This window comes from Plantibacter sp. 2H11-2 (assembly GCF_050031945.1).
In the GTDB taxonomy this organism is placed as follows: Bacteria; Actinomycetota; Actinomycetes; order Actinomycetales; family Microbacteriaceae; genus Plantibacter; species Plantibacter auratus.
Window position 1 is genome coordinate 95,535 of record NZ_JBNBBL010000008.1, and the last position, 19,418, is coordinate 114,952.

Sequence of the window (19,418 nt, forward strand, 5' to 3'; positions counted from 1 at the left end):
CCGTTGACGATCGGGTACAAGCGGCGCGCCGATCCGTTGTCGGCATCGTCCAAGCATGCCGGTGGGCGACGCGGGCGCGGACGACCGGCCTCAGTAGGGTTGTGCCATGGATCTGCCCCTCACCGCCGCCCTCGTGCCACGCCTCGAGATCCTCGGCCACGCCGGCTCCACCAACGACGAACTCGCCCGACGCGTGCGCGAGGACGGTGGCGACGCGTGGCCGGACCGCTCGGTGGTCCTCACCGACGACCAGCGCGGTGGACGCGGTCGCCTCGGTCGCGTGTGGACCGTGCCGCCCGGCACATCGCTCGCCGTGTCGGTCCTGCTGCGGCCGGTCACTCCCTCGGGTGATCCGCTCCCGCTGCAGGCCTACGGCTGGCTCCCGCTCCTCGCGGGTGCGGCGCTCGCGGAATCGCTGCGGGAGCTCGGGGTGCCCGCCGACGTGAAGTGGCCGAACGACGTCCTCATCGGCGGCCGGAAGGTGTCCGGTATCCTCGCCGAGCTGCTGCCGAGTGGGGACGCGGTGATCCTCGGGACCGGCGTCAACCTCCGTCAGCGTGCCGAGGAACTGCCGACCGACCGGTCCACCTCGCTCGCGCTCGCCGGCCTCGCCGATCCTGACCCGGACACCGTCCTCGTCGGCTACCTGCGTGCGTTCAGCACGCTGTACGACGCCTACCTGGCGGCGTCCGGTGACGCCGAGGCCAGCGGGCTCCGAGCTGCGGTCACCGAGCGATGCGTGACATTGGACAGCTCGGTGCGGGTGGAACTCCCCGGCGGCGACGTCCTGACCGGGACGGCCGAGCGGATCGACGCCGACGGGCGGCTCGTCGTCCGACCGACCGAGGGTGGTGCGCCGGTCGCAGTGGCGGCCGGCGACGTCACGCACGTGCGCTGAGCGTTCCCGCCTGTTCGCTGAGGGACCGGCGTGCGAGCACCGTCGCGCCGGAGACGGCTGCCGGCATGACCAGCACGGACAGGACCGGCACGAGGAAGAGGACCGCGACCGTCATCCCGAAGCCCAGGGTGCGGGCGCGTCTCCTGGCGAGGACCTGGCGGCGGTCGCGCAACGACAACCCCCTCGCGTCGAACGCGTAGCCCGTCAGTTCGAGGGCGAGGAACCAACCGCTCACGGCGAGCCCGAGCACCGGGACCACCGTCTGGCCGATCACCGGGACGAAGCCGAGGAGGAAGAGGACGGCCGCCGTCGGGATGGTGAGCAGGAGCAGGCCGAGTGCCCGGGTGACACCGGTGAGGAGTCCGCGCCAGGCGGACTCACCCGACTCCGGAGGAGCGTCGCCGAGGGTGCGTTCGACGTCGGCCCAGATCCGCTCGTAGAAGGGATCGCCGACGAGGAGCGTCGCTGCGGCGTAGGCGTACAGCATCACCACGACGGCGACGGCCACCAACGCCACCGCGGCGGCCACCCGGATGGACGAGCGGTACGGCTCGTCCCAGGTGTCGGCGAACGGTGTCGCCCAGTCGACGATCGTGGCGGCATTGACGCCGAGGAGGACGAGCAACGCGATGAACACGACGCCCACGATCGCGGCGGGGACCATGCCGAGCAGCATGCGCTTCGGCGAGGTGCCCCAGAGGCGGAACCCGCCGAAGAGGATGCCGATCCCCTCGAGGAACGACCCGACCACGCCGGGGTGCTGCGCCGTCGGTGCGGTGCTCTCGGCCGGTTTCACGCCTTCATGCTAGCCGGGCGGCCGATGCACGGATGTTCGGGATCGCCGACGGGCGGGGTGGGAGCAGGCGGCGGGTTCCCGCGACTGCTAAGAATGGGAGTATGGCTGATCCCGGTATGACGGGGCCGGGCAGGCCGGCTCCTCCCGCGGCGGCGACCGAACGTGTGGTCGCACGCCTGCGTCCGCATGCCCGGCGGCTCCTGCTCCCCGCCCTCCTGCTCATCGCGGTGAGCGGCGCCGGTGCGTACTTCTTCGGCTCGTTCGACCTCGAGTGGCAGAACTGGGCCGTCCTGATCGGCGGCGGGGTGATCGTGCTGGTCGCCTGCGTCCTGCCGTTCATCGCCTGGCTGTCGGTCCGCTACGTGATCACGACCCGCCGACTGATCGTCCGTCGCGGGTTCTTCGTGCGGACGCGCCAGGAGCTCTACCACGCCCGCGGCTACGGCATCACGGTGCACAAGAGTTGGGTGCAGAGCGCCTTCGGGAGCGGCAACGTCCGGGTGACGAGCGGTGGCGAGGTGCCGGTCGTCCTGAGGGACGTGCCCGGTGCGGTCCTCGTCCAGAACGCCCTGCACGAGCTCGTCGCGGAGAACCAGAGCATCGCCGCGCCGTACCCGGCAGCACCGCCTCCGATGCAGCAGCCACCGGTCCGACGCTGACCGGTGCGGGGCGCGCCCGGCCGGTACGATGTTCCAGTCGGGGCACCCGCCGATCCGCCTCCGGATCCGCCCGTCCCGCCTGCCGAAACGAGACCCGCCGGCCGGTCGCCGGAGAGCTGGAGTGAACCCATGAGCATTCGCGTCGGAGTGATCGGCGGCGGTCAGCTGGCCAGGATGATGGTGCCTGCGGCCGTGAACCTCGGGCTCGACATCCGCGTGCTCGCCGAGCAGGAGGGCATGTCCGCCCGGCTCGCCACCGTCGAGGTGGGCGACTACCGCGACGCCGACACGGTGCTCGCCTTCGCCGAGACGGTCGATGTCATCACCTTCGACCACGAGCACGTGCCGCAGCACGTCCTGCGGGCACTCGTCGACGCCGGTGTGCAGGTGCACCCGGGACCGGACGCGCTCGCCGTCGCCCAGGACAAGCTGCTCATGCGCGAACGCCTGACGGAGCTCGGACTGCCGGTGCCCGACTGGGCGCGCGTGCACGATCAGGAGGAGCTTGCCGCCTTCCTCGCCGAGCACGGTGGGAAGGGCGTCGTGAAGACGCCACGTGGTGGCTACGACGGCAAGGGCGTCCGTGTCGTCCATGGACCGAACGAGGTCGACGACTGGTTCACGGCGCTCTCCGAGGACGCCAACGGCGGAGCACTGCTCGTCGAGGAGCTGGTGTCGTTCCGGCGCGAGCTCGCCCAGCTCGTCGCCCGGCGCCCGTCCGGCGAGGTGGTGCCATGGCGCGTCGTCGAGACCGTGCAGCTCGGTGGGGTGTGCAGCGAGGTCATCGCTCCGGCGCCCGGCTCGGCTGGTCGGCTCGCCGACACCGCGGAGGAGATCGCCGTGACCGTCGCGACCGCGCTCGGGGTGACGGGCGTCCTGGCCGTCGAACTGTTCGAGACCGACGACGACCGCCTGCTCATCAACGAACTCGCCATGCGTCCGCACAACAGTGGGCACTGGACGCAGGACGGCAGCGTCACGAGCCAGTTCGAGCAGCACCTGCGCGCCGTCCTCGACCTGCCCCTCGGCTCGACGGGCTGCCACCGCGATTGGACCGTCATGGTGAACGTGCTCGGCGGGCCTGCCGAGGGGACGCTCGACGACCGCTACCCGCAGGTCCTCGGTGCGCACCCGGTGGCGAAGGTGCACAACTACGGGAAGGACCCGCGCCCCGGGCGCAAGGTCGGCCACGTCAACGTCGCGGGCGACGACCTCGACGACGTCGTGTACGAGGCACGTGCCGCCGCAGCGCTGCTCGGCGCCGAGAACGCCTGACCGCCCTTCGACATGCTCAGGGACCGCGTGGGGTGCTCGGGGACCGGTCGAGGTGTGGCTCAGTACACGTCGCGGATGTAGCGCTTCTCGCGCTTCAGCGCGTGCACGTACTCGGCCGCGGCCTCCGTCGAACGCCCGCCGTGCTCGGCGATGAGCTCGTGCAGCGCCTGGTCGACGTCCTTCGCCATCCGTGAGGCGTCACCGCACACGGCGAAGTGTCCGCCCTCCTCCAGCCAGGCATAGAGCTCCTTGCCGTTCTCGCGCATCCGCGTCTGGACGTACACCTTCTCGCGCTGATCGCGGGAGAACGCGAGGTCGAGGCGGTCGAGCACCCCTCCGGTGAGCAGCTCACCCAGTTCGTCCTCGTAGATGAAGTCGTGCGCCCGGTGCTGGTCGCCGAAGAACAGCCAGTTCCGACCGGTGGCCCCGCGCTCGCGGCGCTCTTGCAGGAACGAGCGGAACGGCGCGATCCCGGTTCCCGGGCCGACCATGATGAGCGGCGCATCGTCGTCCGACGGCACCCGGAAGCCGGCGTTGGCCGAGACGAAGATCCCGCTCGTCCCGCCCTCGGCGACCCGGTCGGCGAGGTGCGTCGACGCGACGCCCCCGTGGGCCCGGTCACCGACGGCGTAGCGGACGCTCGCCACGGTGAGGTGCACCCGCCCGTCGGCAGCCAGCGGGCTGGACGAGATCGAGTAGGCGCGGTGCTGGAGGGGACGCAGGACGTCGAGCAGCGACTCGGCGTCGAACCGCACGGACGTGGAGCGCAGGAGGTCCAGGATGTCCCGTTCGCGCAGCCAGGAGTCGAGCGTCTCCGCCTGGGCGAGCGCCAGGATGCCGGCGAGTTCCGAGTCGGGCGCGCGGTCGGCGAGCTCGGCCACGAGGTCCTTCGAAGGGGTCCGGATCTCGAACCCGTGGGTGAGCCGGTCCGCCAGGGTCGAGCCGTCGACCGACTCGTCGGCGGTCGCATCCAGTTCGGCGATGATGGCATCGACCAGCGCCGGGTCGTTGCTCGGCATGACGCCGAGGGCGTCGCCCGCCGCGTACTCGATGCCGCTGTCGGCAAGGTCGAACTCGTAGTGTCGGATCTCCTTCGACGAGGCCGGCCCGGAGAGGACGCGGTTGACGGCGAGGGTCGCGCCGTACGGCGTCTTGCGGGTCCACGGTGAACGCGTGCGGCCGGGCTTCTTCGCCGGTTTGGCGGCCGGCGCGGGAGTGGATGCGGCATCGGCGTCCGTCGGGGCGAGGGCGCCGAAGAGCGACAGGGCCTGCGTGGTCCACGCCGCGGCGGGCTCCTCGTAGTCGACGTCGCAGTCCACGCGGGCGAGGATGCGTTCCGCGCCGAGCTGCTCCAGGCGCGTGTCGATGAGTTTGCCCGCCTGGCAGAACCCGTCGTATCCGGAGTCGCCGAGCGCGAGCACGGAGAACTTCAGGCCGTCGAGGCGTGGTGCGGTGCTCGCTTGGAGCGTCTCCCAGAACAGTTCGGCGTTGTCGGGCATCTCACCTTCGCCATAGGTGGAGGTGATGACGACGACGTGTCCCATCGCCGGGAGCCGGTCCACCTCGACGTCGTCGAGTCCGATCGTCGTCACCGCCACACCGTAGCCGGAGGCGGCTCGGCCGAGATCTTCTGCGATGGCCTCCGCGGTGCCCGTCTGCGTGCCGACGAGCACGTGCAGGGCGAGCTGCGGTGTCCGGCCACCGGCGTCGGTGACATCGATCGCGCTGGAGCGGACCCCCGCCAGGAATCCGGCGAGCCAGACCCGCTGCTCGGGGCTGAAGGGCGCGTCAGCCGGGATGAACGGGTCGTCTGCGCTGCTGCCGAGCGCGGCGAGCGCCTCGAAGAGCACCGGGCTCGGTGTGCTGGTGGCCGCCGGGGCCTGGGTCGAGGTCATCGTCCCCTCCAGTTCGGGCGCGTTCATCGGGAACCCGCCAGGGTCAGTTCGGCCAGCGCGGCCGATGCAAGGAGTGCTTCGGTGCCACCGGTCGCTGCGGATCGGGCCCGGTTCTTGGCGTGCTGGTGCATGATCCACCCCGTGGTGCCCGGGTGGTCGATCGACAGCACGTTCCGCAGGCGCAGGGCCTCCGTGTAGTCGTGGAGGCGCTTCGCGGCGATCATGGCGGCCAGCGCCTCGTCGTCGTACCGTTCGAGCAGCTCTCGAGCCGCCCGCTGCACCCGCTGCATGACGAAGAAGTCCTCGGTGAGGATGAGCGTGCGGACACTCGCCTGCACGAGCGGGTGCGACGGGTCGTCGACACCTGGCGTGCGGGACATCGCGACCTCCTGGGCGAGCTTCAGCACCGTGTAGCTCGTGAGGAGCGCGTAGACGTCCTGCGGGTCGGCCACGGGCTCGCCGAGTCCGGGGGCGCGACCGCCGCGGACCGGCCGGCGGTCGCGGTAGTCGAGCTTGAAGGTGCGCAGCTGCTGTGCCGCGAGGGCCGCGCCGAGCTCGTCGAGGAGTTCCTTCCGGCTCTTGGCTGCGAGGATCGCGTCGCTGTCCTGGTAGAGGAGCAGCGCGCGCGGCATGCCGAACACGAACTGGTGCCTGGCCGTGTCCCAGTCGGCGAGCAACCGGGAGGCGAGCGGCGAGCCGGTCGCCTCGACGTGCCACTCCAGCAGCAGGAGCACGGCGGCCTCGTGGAACGCCGCCTGCTCGCCCTCGGTGATCGATCCGAGGAGGAGGGAGTCCGCGCTGACCTTGCTCGGCAGGTCGCCCCGCGGGTCGTACTGGTAGACGAAGCCACCGCTCATCCCGTTGCCGAAGCCGATCCCGAAGCCGCCGAGGTTCAGCACGGCGCCGTTGGTCATGTACTCGCAGGCGTAGTCGCCGACGCCCTCGACGACCGCCGTGGCGCCCGAGTTGCGGACGGCGAAGCGGTCGCCGGCCTCGCCCTGGACGAAGGTGCGGCCACCGGTCGCCCCGAAGAGCGCGAAGTTGCCGATGAGGACGTTGCCGCCGTCCTCCGAGCTGCCGCCGCCGGGGGAGAGGATCGCGATGGTGCCGCCGGAGGCGCTCTTCCCGACGCCGTCGTTGCAGGTGCCGGTGTGTCGCCAGTGCAGGCCGTCGACGCAGAACGCCGCGTACGACTGCCCCGCGGAGTGCTCGGTGCGGATGGTCACGGTGTCGGCGGCGAGCGAACGGTGGCCGCGGTCGTCGGTGACGACGGAGGGGATCGCCGCCGCCTGGTCGTCGTCGAGCTCGTGGTTGAGGATGCGCTCGAGGTCGATCGCGAGCTGCCCGCCCACGGAACGCCAGCGGTTGCCGAGTCGGATCCCGCCGTCGGCGTCCTCGGCGCCCAGGTCGAGCGTCGTCCGGCCGTCGTCGAAGAGTCCTGCCCGTACCCGCTCGATGAGGGCGTCGTCGAGCGTGAAGTCCTTCTCCAGGTACACCGGGTCGGTGACGACGACCTCGGGGACGACCGCGAGCATGGCACGCAGGTCGAGGTCCGCGACGGCCGCCGGGTGGTCGACGAGGTGGAGGAGGTCGGTGCGACCGCGGGCTTCGCGGAGCGAGCGGAGGCCGAGGATGGCGAGCCGCTCGCGGACGTCGTGCGCGATGTTCAAGAGGTACTGCGCGAGCGCGCGCGGGTCGCCGTCGAAGGTCTCCGGGTTGGTCGTGAGACCAGCCGGGCACTTCACGTTGCAGTTCTTCGCCATGACGCACTTGAGCATCATGAGCGCGGTGGTGCCGAACTCGAAGCTGTCGCCGCCGAGCAGGGCGGAGATGACGACGTCGCGACCGGTCTGGTGCGCGCCGGAGCAGCGCAGGGTGACCTTCGACCGCAGACCGTTCGCGCTGAGGGCCTGGTGGACCTCGGCGATGCCGATCTCGGCGCTGCGTCCGGCGTACTTGAGGCTCGTCACGGCGGCTGCGCCGGTCCCACCGGTGTTGCCGGCCACGTTGATGACGTCGGCGCCGGCCTTGGCGACGCCGACGGCGATCGTGCCGATGCCCTCGGAAGAGACGAGCTTGACGACGACGCGGACCCGTGCCGCCTTGCAGTCGTGGATGAGCTGCGCGAGGTCCTCGATCGAGTAGGTGTCGTGGTGCGGCGGCGGCGAGATGAGCTCGATGCCGGGTGTGCCACCCCGGGCAGCGGCGATGTCCACCGTCACCTTGGGAGCCGGGAGCTGACCGCCCTCGCCGGGCTTGGCACCCTGGCCGATCTTGATCTCGAGCTCCTGCAGCATCGGGTCGGCGAGGTAACCGGCCCAGACACCGAAGCGCCCGGAGGCGAACTGCTTGATGCGCGAGCCGCGGATGGTGCCGTAGCGGGACAGGTGTTCGCCGCCCTCGCCACTGTTCGACATCCCGCCGACCATGTTGGTGCCGTGCGCGACCGCCTCGTGCGCGGTCGCCACGAGGGCGCCGTGGCTCATCGCCCCGGACGCGAGGGATCGGGTGATCTCGCTCGCCGGCTGGACGAGGTCGGTCGAGATGCTCTCGGCACCCTCGACGAGCATCGAGAAGTAGTCGTCGGCGGACCCCGTCGCCTCCACGATGAGGTCGCCACCGGAGATCCAGTGCCCCGTCACCTCGCCGCCGAAACGGTGGACGTAGTACTCGCCGAGCGCCGAGACCCGCGTGAGGTCGCCCGCGAGCGGTCCCGTGAGCTGCAGCCGGTGCCGCCCCTGCTCGGTCCGCGTCGCACGCAGGCCCCGGACGACGATCGAGGAGTTGCCGACGGGGCCGAGCCGGTCGAGCTCGCGAGCGAACTCCTCCGGGGTGGTCAGCCGGGTGATGTCCTCCGGCAGCACGAGCACGTCGCGGAGGGCCGCCGGGCGACGGCGCCGCTCGGTCGTCATCGACTGGACGAAGGAGCGGTAGCCGGGCGTGATCGTGAAGGCGTCGATCTCGTCGTCGTCGAGGGCGTCGAAGGAGGTGTGCTGGTAGGCGTCGTCGTCGATCCCGAACGCGTCCTCGAGGTTCCCGATGGTGTGGAGGCGCAGCGGGTCGTCACCGAGCGTGCCGCCGTCGCGGTCGACGGCAGTCGTGTCCGCTCGCGGCAGCTGCACGGGCTCCTCGGTGAGGTCGACGAAGCCGCGGACCGCGGTCGTCCCGTAGGAGTGGCCGGCGCCCTCGGCGCGTTCCTTGAACAGGCCGAGGAGCGGGACGTCCGCGTCGCTCGACGTCGTCAGGGCGCGCTGGTGCCAGGCGCTCGCCGTCCGGGCGATCCCGGCGAAGCCGACGCCGCCGACGGGGGCGCGGAGGTGCGGGAAGGCGCGCGCGAGCACGGGGTCGCTCGTGTCGAGGTAGTTCGGCTCGAAGAACTCGCCGCCGATGTAGCTCTCGACGGTGCAGAGGCCGACCCGGCCCATGGTCTTCAGGAGCGACTTCTCGGCGGCGTAGGCGAACCGTCGGAACGCTGCTTCCACCTCGTCGGGGTGCTGCTGCTCGGCACGCAGACGGACCGCGAGCGGGTGGACCGCCGACGCGCCGAAGCCGAGGGCGGAGGCGACGTGGTGCGAGGACGGCAGCTGGCCGCTGTCGACCACGAGCGACACGCGGAGCCGGAGGCCGTCGTCGATGAGTCGCTGATTGACGGCCGCCACGACGAGGATGAGCGGCAGGGCGGCACCCTCCGCGTGGACGCCGCGGTCGCTGAGGATCGCGATGCCGCCGTTCTCTGCGGCGAACCCGGCGACCGCTGCGGCCACGCGCTCGACGGCGGCCTCGAGCGCGTCGGCGTTCGCCTGCGCGTCCACCTCGGGCCGGTAGAGGATGTCGAACCACGCGGCCGGCGACTCGTGCTGAGCGCTGAGGCGCCGGAGTTCGTCCTCGCTGATGATGGGGGATCGGAGGACGAGCTGCTTCGTGCCGACCGTGCCGCTGCCGGGCTTCGGGCCGAGTGCGACCCGGAGGGTCATGCCGTCCGCCTCACGGATGCTGTCGAGCGGCGGGTTGGTCACCTGGGCGAAGCGCTGGGAGAAGTACTTCGCCAGGCCGCCCTCCTGGTCGGACAGGGCGTTGATGGCGTTGCCGTAGCCCATCGCCGAGATCCGTTCCTTGCCCGAGGCGAGCATCGGGTCCGTCATGAACCGGAAGCTCTCCTGGTTGAGGGAGTACGCGACGTAGCGCTGCACCTGGCTCAGCCCACCGCGGTAGGCGAACGCGTCGTCCGCCGAGGCCGTCGGTACCGACACCGGCACACCCCGGTCCTCGAGCGCATCGAGGTCGGTGGCCGATGCGGCGAGCATCGCCGGGTAGTCCTTGCGCGCCGCGAGGAGCTCGAGCGCCTCGCCCGTGCGGAGGCGCGTGCCCGTGCGGTGGTCGTAGGCGAGCATGCCGCCGGCCTCGATGCGACCGCGGTGGACCACCTCGTCGTCCGGGAACGGCAGCTGCCCGGCTTCGGACGTGACGCAGAGGTAGTCGGCCGTCTCGACGCTGCGCAGCGGGCGCAGGCCGAGCCGGTCGAGCCGGGCGCCGACGGTCGTGCCGTCGTTGAAGATGAGCGCGGCCGGGCCGTCGTTCTTCTCCTCGACGAGCGAGAAGTACTCGAGCATCGCCCGAACCTCGCGGCTCAGGGTGCGATCGTTCTCCCAGGCCGGGGGCATGACAGACACGACCGCCTCGAGCAGTTCGAGTCCGTCCTCGACCACGCGGCTGTGCAGCGTCTGGTCGAGGCGCGAGCTGTCCGACTGGCCCCTGGCCCGGATGATCTTCCGGCCTCGCGATGCAGCCAGCGCCGTCTCGGACAGACGGTTCTTGCGGTCGGTGTTGAGCTCGCCGTTGTGCGCCATGAGGCGGAAGGGCTGCGCCATCGACGGGTGGGGAGCGGTGTTCGTCGAGAACCGGGTGTGGAAGGCGAGGGTCCTCACCCGGTGCAGGGGGTCGGCCAGGTCGGCGAAGTAGGGGATGACCTCGCCGGAGTTGAGGCGTCCCTTGAGGACCTGGGTGCGCGTGCTGAGCGACAGCGGGTAGAGGCCGTCGAGGGTGAGGTCCGTGTAGGCGGTCGCCTCGATCGCGAGCAGGGCCGCGTGCGCGCGCTGGTCGAGGTCCTCCGTGGAGGCGTCGTCCGAGGGCTCGAAGATCCACTGCCGGATCGGCAGCTGGTACTGCACGGCCTTGGGGCGCAGGACGGCGTCGACCGTCGGCACGGCACGGGCGAGCAGCACCGTGAAGCCGGCCTCGCCGAGCGAGCGTTCGATGAGCGCCTCGGCGTCGCCGATCCGACCGTGGTCGACCGGGAGGAAGACGTTCGCGACGCCGAACCGCCCGGCGACGAGCGGCTTGCCGACGAGGGAGCTGAAGAAGTCGACCGAGAGGTCGATCTGCACGCCCGCTCCGTCGCCGACACCCTCGGAGGACATGCCGCCGCGGTGGGGGATGGCGCACAGGGCGGTGTCGCCGAGTGCGATGACGTCGTGGCTCTGCACGCCGTCCTTGCGGGTGATGAAGCCGACGCCGCAGTCGCTCTTGTCGGTCTGGCGATCGACGAGGTCTGGCAGGGGCGATGGTGCGGCGGTGCGCGGGCGCGGTGGAACGGAAGACGAGATCACGACGGGGTACCCCTCGGAATGCGGGCGCTGGACGGCCCGGAGACGGTGAGATGACGGGACCGGATCTACGTCGCTGGAGGGAGGGTCCGTGTCGACGCGGGCGCTGGGTGCGGCGGCCGTCGTCTGCATGAATGGAGGTGTTCCGATACTAACCGGGCCGTCCCGCCCACTCAACCGTAACGAGCCGAACCGGGCCGTTCGGCGTAGGCTGGGTGTTTCCGGTACGCATGGGACACGCCGTGAGCGCTCCGGCAGCTCCCGTCGACGGCCCATCGTGCAGCGCCCGGATGCGCTGCGGGACGGCTCACGAGCCGGCCCCGTGGCGGATCGGATCGCGACCGGACGACCGATGTGCAGCCAGCTGCATGTTTTTCGGACCAGAATGGTGAGATGACGACAGAGCACACGGCTGCGACCGGTCGCGGCTTCGCGCACGCCAAGGCGATCCTGCTGGGCGAGCACGCCGTCGTGTACGGGTCTCCAGCCGTCGCCCTGCCCATCCCGTCGCTCCGGGTCGAGGCGACCGCCCGACGCATCGACGGAGCCTCGGTGCTCGACACCGAGATCTCGCTCGGCCCGCTCGACGCCTCCGATCCGCTCGGGACCACCGTCCTCGAGACCCTCGCGCACGTCGGTGCGGCACCGGCCGGTGTCGAGGTCGTCGTCCGCGGGACGCTCCCGATCGGCAGAGGCCTCGGTTCGAGTGCCGCGGCCGCCAACGCGATCGTCGACGCCGTCGCCGACCTGCACGGCGTGGCGCTCGACGACGCCGACCGGTTCGAGCTCGTGCAGCGCGGCGAACGCGTCGCCCACGGGACGCCCAGCGGTCTCGACGCCCGGGCCACGAGCTCCTCGACGCCCATCCTCTTCACCGCCGGCCGCGTCGAGCATCCGCCGATCCGCTTCGGCGGCAGCTTCGTCGTGGCCGACACCGGTGCGCGCGGGTCGACCCGGAAGGCGGTCGCCGACGTCCGAGCCTTCGTCGAGCTGCACCCCGAGCGTGGTCGCGCGCTCCTGGCCGAGCTCGAACGCGGGACCGTGGCGGGCGTCGCGGACCTCGCCGCGGACCGCCGCGACGACCTCGGGACCCGCATGGACGCGGCGCAGGTCGTCCTCGACGAACTCGGTGCCGGCCACCCCGCCATCACCGCGCTCACCGCGGTCGCCGCGGGAAACGGCGCCCTCGGCGCGAAGCTCACGGGCGGCGGGCAGGGCGGATGCATCATCACCCTCGCCGCAGACCCCGCGTCAGCTCGACGCATCTCGCAAGCCCTGCTCGAGGCCGGAGCACTCGGCACCTGGACGATCGACGCGGAGGACTACGCGTGACCCTGACCCCGCAACAGCTCGCGACGACCGCCTCGGAGGAGGGCAGTGCGACCGCGCTCGCCAACCCCAACATCGCCCTCGTCAAGTACTGGGGCAAGCGGGACGAGGCGCTCATCCTCCCGTGGACCGGAAGCCTCTCACTGACCCTCGACGCAGCGCCCACGACGACGACGGTGCGACTGACGGACGCACACGACGACGTCGTGCTCCTCGGTGGACGACCCCTCGAGGGCACCGCCCGCTCCCGCGTCACGCGCTTCATCGACCTCGTGCGCGCGCTCGCCGGCCGGGACGAGCGCGTCACCGTCGACTCCCACAACGAGATCCCCACGGGCGCCGGCCTCGCCTCCTCGGCTTCGGGCTTCGCTGCGCTGGCGCTCGCCGCATCGACCGCGTTCGGACTCGACCTCGACCGCCGCGCCCTCTCCCGGCTCGCGCGCCGCGGCTCGGGCTCGGCCTCCCGCTCGATCTTCGACGGGATCGCCGTCTGGCACGCCGGGCACGACGACGAGAGTTCCTTCGCCGAGGGGGTGCCGGCCCCCGGACTCGAGCTCGGCATGGTCCTCACCGTCCTCGACGCCCGGGCCAAGTCGGTCTCCAGTCGCGACGGCATGCGGCGCACGGTCGACACCTCCCCGTACTACCCCGCCTGGGTCGAACGCACCCCCGTCGAACTCGAGGAGATGCTCGCCGCGATCACCCGCGCCGACTTCACCGCGGTGGGCACGATCGCCGAGCGGAACGCGATGCGGATGCACGCCACGATGCTCGGCGCCGAGCCCCCGGTCAGGTATTGGGGACCGGCGAGCGTGGAACTGCTCGATCTCGTCGCAAACCTCAGAGGCGACGGCCTCGAATGCTATGCGACGATGGACGCCGGCCCGAACGTGAAGATCCTGTGTCGGGCCGACGCGGTCGACGAGCTCGCGACTCGGATCCTCGAGGCGCAGCCCGACATCGGCGTCATCCCCGCCAGAGCCGGACGGGGCGCGAGGCTCATCACCTCGGAGCCCGGCGGATCGGCGGGCGAGCAGACAACGGAAGGAGCGCGATGATCGAGATCAAGGCGCCCGGCAAGCTCTTCGTGGCCGGCGAGTACGCCGTCGTCGAACCAGGGCACCCCTCCATCCTCGTCGCGGTCGACCGGTGCGTCACCGTCCGACTCGAGGCGAGCGAGCACGAGGGCCGCATCTTCTCCGACCAGTACGGCCGAGCGCCCATCATCTGGCGTCGCAACCGCAACGGGGTCGTCGTCGAGCACGAGGAACGCCCGCTCGACCACGTCCTCTCCGCCGTGAGCACGATGGAGACCCTCGTCGCCGAGCTCGGCGTCGCGCAGCGGTTCTCCGCGCTGTCCATCACGAGCGAGCTCGACGACGCGAGCGGCCGGAAGTTCGGCCTCGGCTCGAGCGCGGCCGTGACGACCGCCACCATCCGCGCCCTCGACGAGTTCTACCAGCTCGACCTCACCCGCACGCAGATGCTCAAGCTCGCGATCCTCGCCACCATCGACGTCGCGCCGGCAGCCTCCGGGGGCGACCTCGCGGCGAGCATGTTCGGCGGCTGGCTCCGGTACACCTCGCCCGATCGGGCCCGGCTGCGGGAGGTGCGCCACCGAGAAGGGGTGCTCGCCGCCCTCCGCGACCCCTGGGCCGAGCTGGGGCTCGAGCGCCTGTCGCCGCCGACCTCGCTCCGGCTCCTCGTCGGATGGACCGGCGAGCCCGCCTCGACCACGCGTCTCGTCGACGAACTGCAGTCCCGCAAGTGGGCGGAGACCGCCCACTACACCTCGTTCCTCGCGGCCAGTCGCGCCGCCGTCGACGCTCTCACGATCGGCTTGAACGACGAGGACCCGGCCCTCGTGCTCGGTGCCGTCCGCTCCGCGCGCGCGACGCTCGCCGGTCTCGGACGCGACGCCGGTGTCGACATCGAGACCGCCGCGCTCGCGCAACTCTGCGACGCCGCCGAGCGCCTCGGCGGGGCGGCCAAGTCCTCCGGTGCCGGTGGTGGCGACTGCGGCATCGCATTCATCGGGCAGTCCGTCTCCACCGCCGCCCTCGAGGACGACTGGTCGGCCCACGGCATCGAGCGGCTCCCGCTCACGGTGCACCCGCCGACCGGACTCATCGACGCCGCCCACAGCCCGTGGGGGCCGTCGGAGATCAGCCGCACCGACGACGACGCGGTCGAATCCATCAGATCCACCTACGCTCGTGCCTTCGCCGAGCAGCACGACGTCCTCCGGGGCGGAACGGAACCCCACGCATGAGCAACGAACCCGACGGCGTCGCACCGGTCCCACTCAAGTGGATCGGCCCGCTCCATCTGAGCGGCAACGTCATGGAGGGCGAGCAGGAGGTCCCGCTCGCCACCTACGAGAGCCCGCTCTGGCCGTCGGTCCGTCGGGGCGCCCGCATCTCCTCCATGGTCCCCGGCGGCATCCGCGCGACGCTCGTCGACGAGCGGATGAGCCGCTCCGTCCTGTTCGAGGTCGACTCGGCCGGCGACGCCCTGCAGGCACTCCGCGAGATCGAGCGCAGCCTGCCCGAGCTGCAGGCCGTCGTCGCCCAGTCGAGTCACTTCGCCGAACTCATCGAGATCAACTCGCAGATCGCCGGCAACCTGCTCTTCCTGCGCCTCGAGTTCCGCACCGGTGACGCGTCCGGCCACAACATGGTCACGCTCGCGGCGGACCGTCTCATGCCGTACATCATGGAGCGTTGGCCGATGCTCCGCTACGGCTCGATCTCCGGCAACTTCTGCTCCGACAAGAAAGCGACCGCGGTCAACGGCATCCTGGGTCGCGGCAAGAACGTCGTCACCGAGATGACGATCCCGCGGGCGATCGTCGAGCGGTTCCTGCACACGACGCCCGAGCAGATCGTGCAGCTGAACGTGCGCAAGAACCTCGTCGGGACGATCCTCGCCGGCGGCCTGCGCAGCGCGAACGCCCACTACGCCAACATGCTGCTCGCGTTCTACCTGGCGACCGGCCAGGACGCGGCGAACATCGTCGAGGGCTCGCAGGGCGTCACACACGCCGAGGTGCACGACGGCGACCTCTACTTCTCCTGCACCCTGCCGAACCTCATCGTCGGCACGGTCGGCAACGGCAAGGGGCTCGGCTTCGTCGAGGAGAACCTCACCCGCCTCGGGTGCCGCGAGGACCGTGAACCCGGCGCCAACGCCCGGCGACTCGCCGTCCTGTGCGCTGCCGCCGTCTGGTGTGGCGAACTGTCACTCCTCGCCGCGCAGACCAACCCCGGTGAGCTCATGGCCGCCCACCTGAAGCTCGAACGCAGCGCGCAGACCGCAGCCGGCGCGCCCGCCTGACCCTCCCACCGCACCGGGGGACCGGTGCATCGTCGACGCTCGAACGGAGCACCCCGCACGTGAACACCAACCAGACCAGCAGCCCCGCCGTCGGCATCGACGACATCGCCTTCGCGACCGGGGCGAACCGCATCGACCTCGCCGAGCTCGCGGGGCGCTTCGGTGTCGAACCCGCCAAGTACTACGTCGGTCTCGGCCAGAGCGAGATGAGCGTCCCGGCCGCCGACGAGGACATCGTCACGATGGCCGCCGCCGCTGCCGCGCCCATCATCGAACGCCACGGCAGCGACCGGCTCAGGACCGTCCTGTTCGCCACCGAGTCCGGGATCGACCAGTCGAAGTCCGCTGGCGTCTACGTGCACCGGCTGCTCGGCCTGCCGCAGGCGGTCCGCGTGGTCGAGCTCAAGCAGGCCTGCTACTCGGCCACCGCGGCGCTGCAGTTCGCGGCTGCGCTCGTCGCGCGGAACCCCGAGGAGACCGTGCTCGTGATCGCGAGCGACATCGCGCGGTACGAACTGCACTCCAACGCCGAGCCGACGCAGGGCGCCGGGGCCGTCGCCATGCTCGTGGCCGCCGATCCGGCCATCCTCGAGCTCGAGACCGCGACCGGCGTCTACACGCAGGACGTCATGGACTTCTGGCGCCCGAACCACAGCGCGACGGCGATCGTCGACGGCAAGCTGTCCATCTCCGCCTACCAGGACGCGATCGAGGGTGCCTGGGCGGACTACCGGTCACGCGGCGGAGCGGACTTCTCCGAGGTCGACCACTTCTGCTACCACCAGCCGTTCACGAAGATGGCGATCAAGGCGCACCGGCACCTGGCCAAGTCGCTCGGCTCCGAGCGCACCCAGGAGGAGTTGGACGCACAGATCGAGCCGACGACCGGGTACAACCGCCGGATCGGGAACAGCTACACGGCCTCCGTGTACCTCGCGCTGCTCGCGCTGCTCGACGGCGACGACGACCTCACCGGTCGGCGTATCGCGTTCCTCAGCTACGGATCGGGTGCGGTCGCGGAGTGCTTCAGCGGCATCGTGCGTCCGGGCTACCGCTCGGCTCTGCGGAGCGACGCGAACCGTGCGCAGCTCGATGCCAGGACGGTCGTCGACGACGCGCGCTACCTGCAGCTCCTCGAGGACGCGGCGTCGGCCGACGTCCACGACTCCGACCGCCCTCGCGAGACCGCTGCGCCGTTCCGTTTCGCGGGCGTCGTCGGCGACCGTCGGCAGTACGAGCCCACCTCCGCCTGACCGCTCCCGCGCCCGAGCTCTCCTGGGTGGTCGCCGGCGCGGTGCGCTGACGTCACCGCGGGTCGGGGACGCGAGCGCGGGTCTCCGGAGGGGCGCGCTCACGCGTGTGCCCCGCGGTCGTGCCGGTTCCGCCGCGCTCGCGTCAGCGCACCGCGCCGACGCCGGGTTCGACACGCTCGCGTCAGCGCACCGCGCTGGCACTCCACCCGATCGGGGACTGGTCACCCTCGGGAGGTGGCGGCTCGGATCCGGTCGACGAGGAACGGGCCCAGGGTCCGCGACCAGGTGGCCGTGATGTGGTGCAGATCGCGATAGACGAGCACGTTCCCGACGGCGAGCGGACAGGTCCCGGCGGCGCAGTACAGCTCGCCGAGATCCACGACCGGCACGGCGCCGTCGGTCATCGCCGCCGTGGCGGTGTTCAGGTCGAACGTCGGGTACGCCTCGGCCACGGGGAAGGCGCACGCCCCCGCGATGAGCTCGGCGGCGCTCGTGCGGTCGACGCACGCCGCGGCCTCGGTCGGCACGCGGGGATTGTCCCGCAGCACCACGATCGACGTCCCTTGCTCGAGCACCGGTCTCCACGCCGCGAGCGTCGCGCTGCGGATCGCAGACTGTTCGGCCACCGAGGTCTCGTCCGGACTCTTGGAAGTCACCAGGATGATGTCGTACGGCTGCTCACCCGTGAACGCCTCCTGCATGAGCGTCCGCCGGGCGTCACAGGCCGCCGAGTCGTCGGGTGCCGGTGCCCGCCACTCGCAGCCCTTGCCGACGTACACGTCGAGTCGCCAGTTGCGTGCCTCGAGCTGGTCGACGAGTCCGGGGATGAGCATCGTGGCGTGCGAGTTCCCGGTGAGCGCGACCCGCGTGGCGTCCGGGCGCTCGGAACCGAATGTGCAGCCGGGGAAGTCCGGTGAGTCGGCCGCCGCGGAACACCGGAAGGTGTCGCCGGTGTCCTCGGTCCGCACCGACAGCGGCGGCAGGAGTTCGTCCGCCAACGCCGGATTGATGCAGCCCGACATGGCCGCATCGGCACCGAAACACGGCTCGCCGTCCGCGACGTAGGCGTCCACGGTGCTCGCGAGGGTGCGTTGTTCGGCGGCGACGGTCAGCAACCCCGCCGTCGGGATGCAGAGCACGAGTGCGGTCGCCGCCCCCGCCAGCAGGACGGTCCGTGCGGAGCGCGCGTGCGCGAGGACGGGGGCTCGTCGGACGGGGTCCTCGACGAACCGTTTCGTCAGCGCGGCGAGGACCACGGCGACGACCAGGAGAGCGGCCGCGATCGCCCAACCGAGCGGGGCGTCGAGCGCGACGGGCACGCCGAGCACCCACGGCGCGACCACGATGAGCGGCCAGTGCCACAGGTACAGCGAATAGGAGAGATCGCCGAGGAGGAGCGACGCACGTGTGCGCGCAAGGGTCGTCACGGACCACCGGTGGGTCGACGACCCACCGACGATTACGAGGAGCGTCCCGAGGACCGGGAGGGCGGCGGCGATCCCGGGGAACGCCGTCCGCTCGGTGAAGGCGACCAGGGCGACCGCCAGGAGGACGACGCCGAGGACGCCGGAGACCGTTCGCCACCGGGTGCGGTGCACGACCACGACCGGCCCGAGGAGCGCGAGCAGACCGCCGGCCGCGAACTCCCAGGCACGGGTCGGCGTGGCGAAGTACGCCGGAGCCGGGTCCGCCGCCGTGTACAGGATCGAGCACAGGAGTGAGGTGGCACCGATGATCCCGAGCGCAGCACCGAGGGTGCGGCGGAGGTCCGACGGTCGACGCCGGGTGAGCCACACGCACAGCACGACGACGAGCGGCCAGCCGAGGTAGAACTGCTCTTCGACGGAGAGCGACCAGAAGTGCTGGACCGGTGACGCGGCGCTGCCCTGTGCGAGATAGTCCACGGAGCTCCCGGCCAGGAACCAGTTCTCCCAGGAGGTCGCGCTCGCCACGGTCTCGGTGAAGAACTGCGTCCAGGCGCTCGGCGGGGCCAGCCGCCAGATCAGGACGGCGGCGACGGCGAGGACGAGCAGAGCGGCCGGCAGGAGTCGCCGGATCCTCCGGGCCCAGAACGCCGGGAGGTCGACGCGGCCCGTCTGGTCGGCCTGGCGTGCGAGGTGGCTCGTGATCAGATAGCCACTGACGACGAAGAACACGTCGACGCCGACGTACCCGCCGGGCAGGAGACTCGACGACAGGTGGAAGACCACGACGGACAGGACGGCGATCGCGCGGAGCAACTGGATGTCAGGCTGCGTGCGCGGAACTGCACCGAGGAGGGGAGACACGTCGGTCCGGTCCTGCACCTGCCTCACGCGCCCTCCTCCACCCTCCGGGTCGACGGACGGCGGGCTCAGCGTAGGGAACGCCGGTG

12 protein-coding genes are annotated in these 19,418 nt (G+C 71.4%); 8 read left to right on the forward strand and 4 right to left on the reverse strand.

The window, feature by feature from the left end:
* The first annotated feature begins 106 nt into the window (after positions 1-106).
* Entirely contained in the window at positions 107-898 is a 792-nt protein-coding gene (locus ACQG07_RS15470; RefSeq protein ID WP_426738726.1) for a biotin--[acetyl-CoA-carboxylase] ligase, read from the forward strand.
* On the opposite strand, the gene ACQG07_RS15475 is transcribed toward ACQG07_RS15470, so the two are convergent.
* Entirely contained in the window at positions 882-1,694 is an 813-nt protein-coding gene (locus ACQG07_RS15475; RefSeq protein ID WP_192006820.1) for an EI24 domain-containing protein, read from the reverse strand. The genes ACQG07_RS15470 and ACQG07_RS15475 overlap by 17 nt on opposite strands.
* A gap of 101 nt (positions 1,695-1,795) precedes the next feature.
* Between ACQG07_RS15475 and ACQG07_RS15480 the strand changes: the two genes are divergently transcribed.
* Positions 1,796-2,353: a PH domain-containing protein gene (locus tag ACQG07_RS15480; protein ID WP_231884331.1), complete on the forward strand. Its 558-nt coding sequence runs from the start codon at positions 1,796-1,798 to the stop codon at positions 2,351-2,353.
* A 129-nt stretch (positions 2,354-2,482) separates the two neighbouring features.
* Positions 2,483-3,628, forward strand: a complete 1,146-nt coding sequence (locus ACQG07_RS15485) for a 5-(carboxyamino)imidazole ribonucleotide synthase (protein ID WP_159879431.1) — start codon at positions 2,483-2,485, stop codon at positions 3,626-3,628.
* Positions 3,629-3,687: 59 nt separating this feature from the next.
* Here the strand turns inward: ACQG07_RS15485 and ACQG07_RS15490 are convergent, their stop codons facing one another.
* Both ACQG07_RS15490 and ACQG07_RS15495 read right to left on the reverse strand, forming a co-directional pair.
* Positions 3,688-5,523 carry a sulfite reductase subunit alpha gene (locus tag ACQG07_RS15490; RefSeq protein ID WP_426738727.1) on the reverse strand — a complete coding sequence of 612 codons (1,836 nt, stop codon included), beginning with the start codon at positions 5,521-5,523 and terminating at the stop codon, positions 3,688-3,690.
* 23 nt (positions 5,524-5,546) lie between these two features.
* Positions 5,547-11,129, reverse strand: coding sequence for a glutamate synthase-related protein (locus ACQG07_RS15495; RefSeq protein ID WP_426738728.1), 5,583 nt, complete (start codon positions 11,127-11,129; stop codon positions 5,547-5,549).
* A 390-nt stretch (positions 11,130-11,519) separates the two neighbouring features.
* Here ACQG07_RS15495 and mvk point away from each other — a divergent pair, with 390 nt between their 5' ends.
* Genes mvk through ACQG07_RS15520 form a run of 5 tightly spaced genes read left to right on the forward strand, consistent with a single transcriptional unit; the run spans position 11,520 to position 17,044 of the window.
* Positions 11,520-12,458: a mevalonate kinase gene (gene mvk / locus ACQG07_RS15500; RefSeq protein WP_426738729.1), complete on the forward strand. Its 939-nt coding sequence runs from the start codon at positions 11,520-11,522 to the stop codon at positions 12,456-12,458.
* Complete coding sequence (mvaD, locus tag ACQG07_RS15505; RefSeq protein ID WP_426738730.1) at positions 12,455-13,513, forward strand: diphosphomevalonate decarboxylase; 1,059 nt, start codon at positions 12,455-12,457, stop codon at positions 13,511-13,513. The genes mvk and mvaD overlap by 4 nt, the downstream gene beginning before the upstream one ends.
* Complete coding sequence (locus ACQG07_RS15510) at positions 13,510-14,727, forward strand: phosphomevalonate kinase (RefSeq protein ID WP_071262515.1); 1,218 nt, start codon at positions 13,510-13,512, stop codon at positions 14,725-14,727. Before mvaD ends, ACQG07_RS15510 begins: the two co-directional genes overlap by 4 nt.
* The gene (locus ACQG07_RS15515; protein WP_079002857.1) at positions 14,724-15,791 is read left to right on the forward strand and encodes a hydroxymethylglutaryl-CoA reductase; all 1,068 of its coding nucleotides are present in this window, start codon (positions 14,724-14,726) and stop codon (positions 15,789-15,791) included. The genes ACQG07_RS15510 and ACQG07_RS15515 overlap by 4 nt, the downstream gene beginning before the upstream one ends.
* Positions 15,792-15,850: 59 nt before the next feature.
* Positions 15,851-17,044, forward strand: coding sequence for a hydroxymethylglutaryl-CoA synthase (locus tag ACQG07_RS15520; RefSeq protein WP_426738731.1), 1,194 nt, complete (start codon positions 15,851-15,853; stop codon positions 17,042-17,044).
* A 221-nt stretch (positions 17,045-17,265) separates the two neighbouring features.
* Here ACQG07_RS15520 and ACQG07_RS15525 read toward each other — a convergent pair whose 3' ends face one another.
* Positions 17,266-19,359, reverse strand: a complete 2,094-nt coding sequence (locus tag ACQG07_RS15525; protein WP_426738732.1) for an acyltransferase family protein — start codon at positions 19,357-19,359, stop codon at positions 17,266-17,268.
* Between the last annotated feature and the right edge of the window lie 59 nt (positions 19,360-19,418).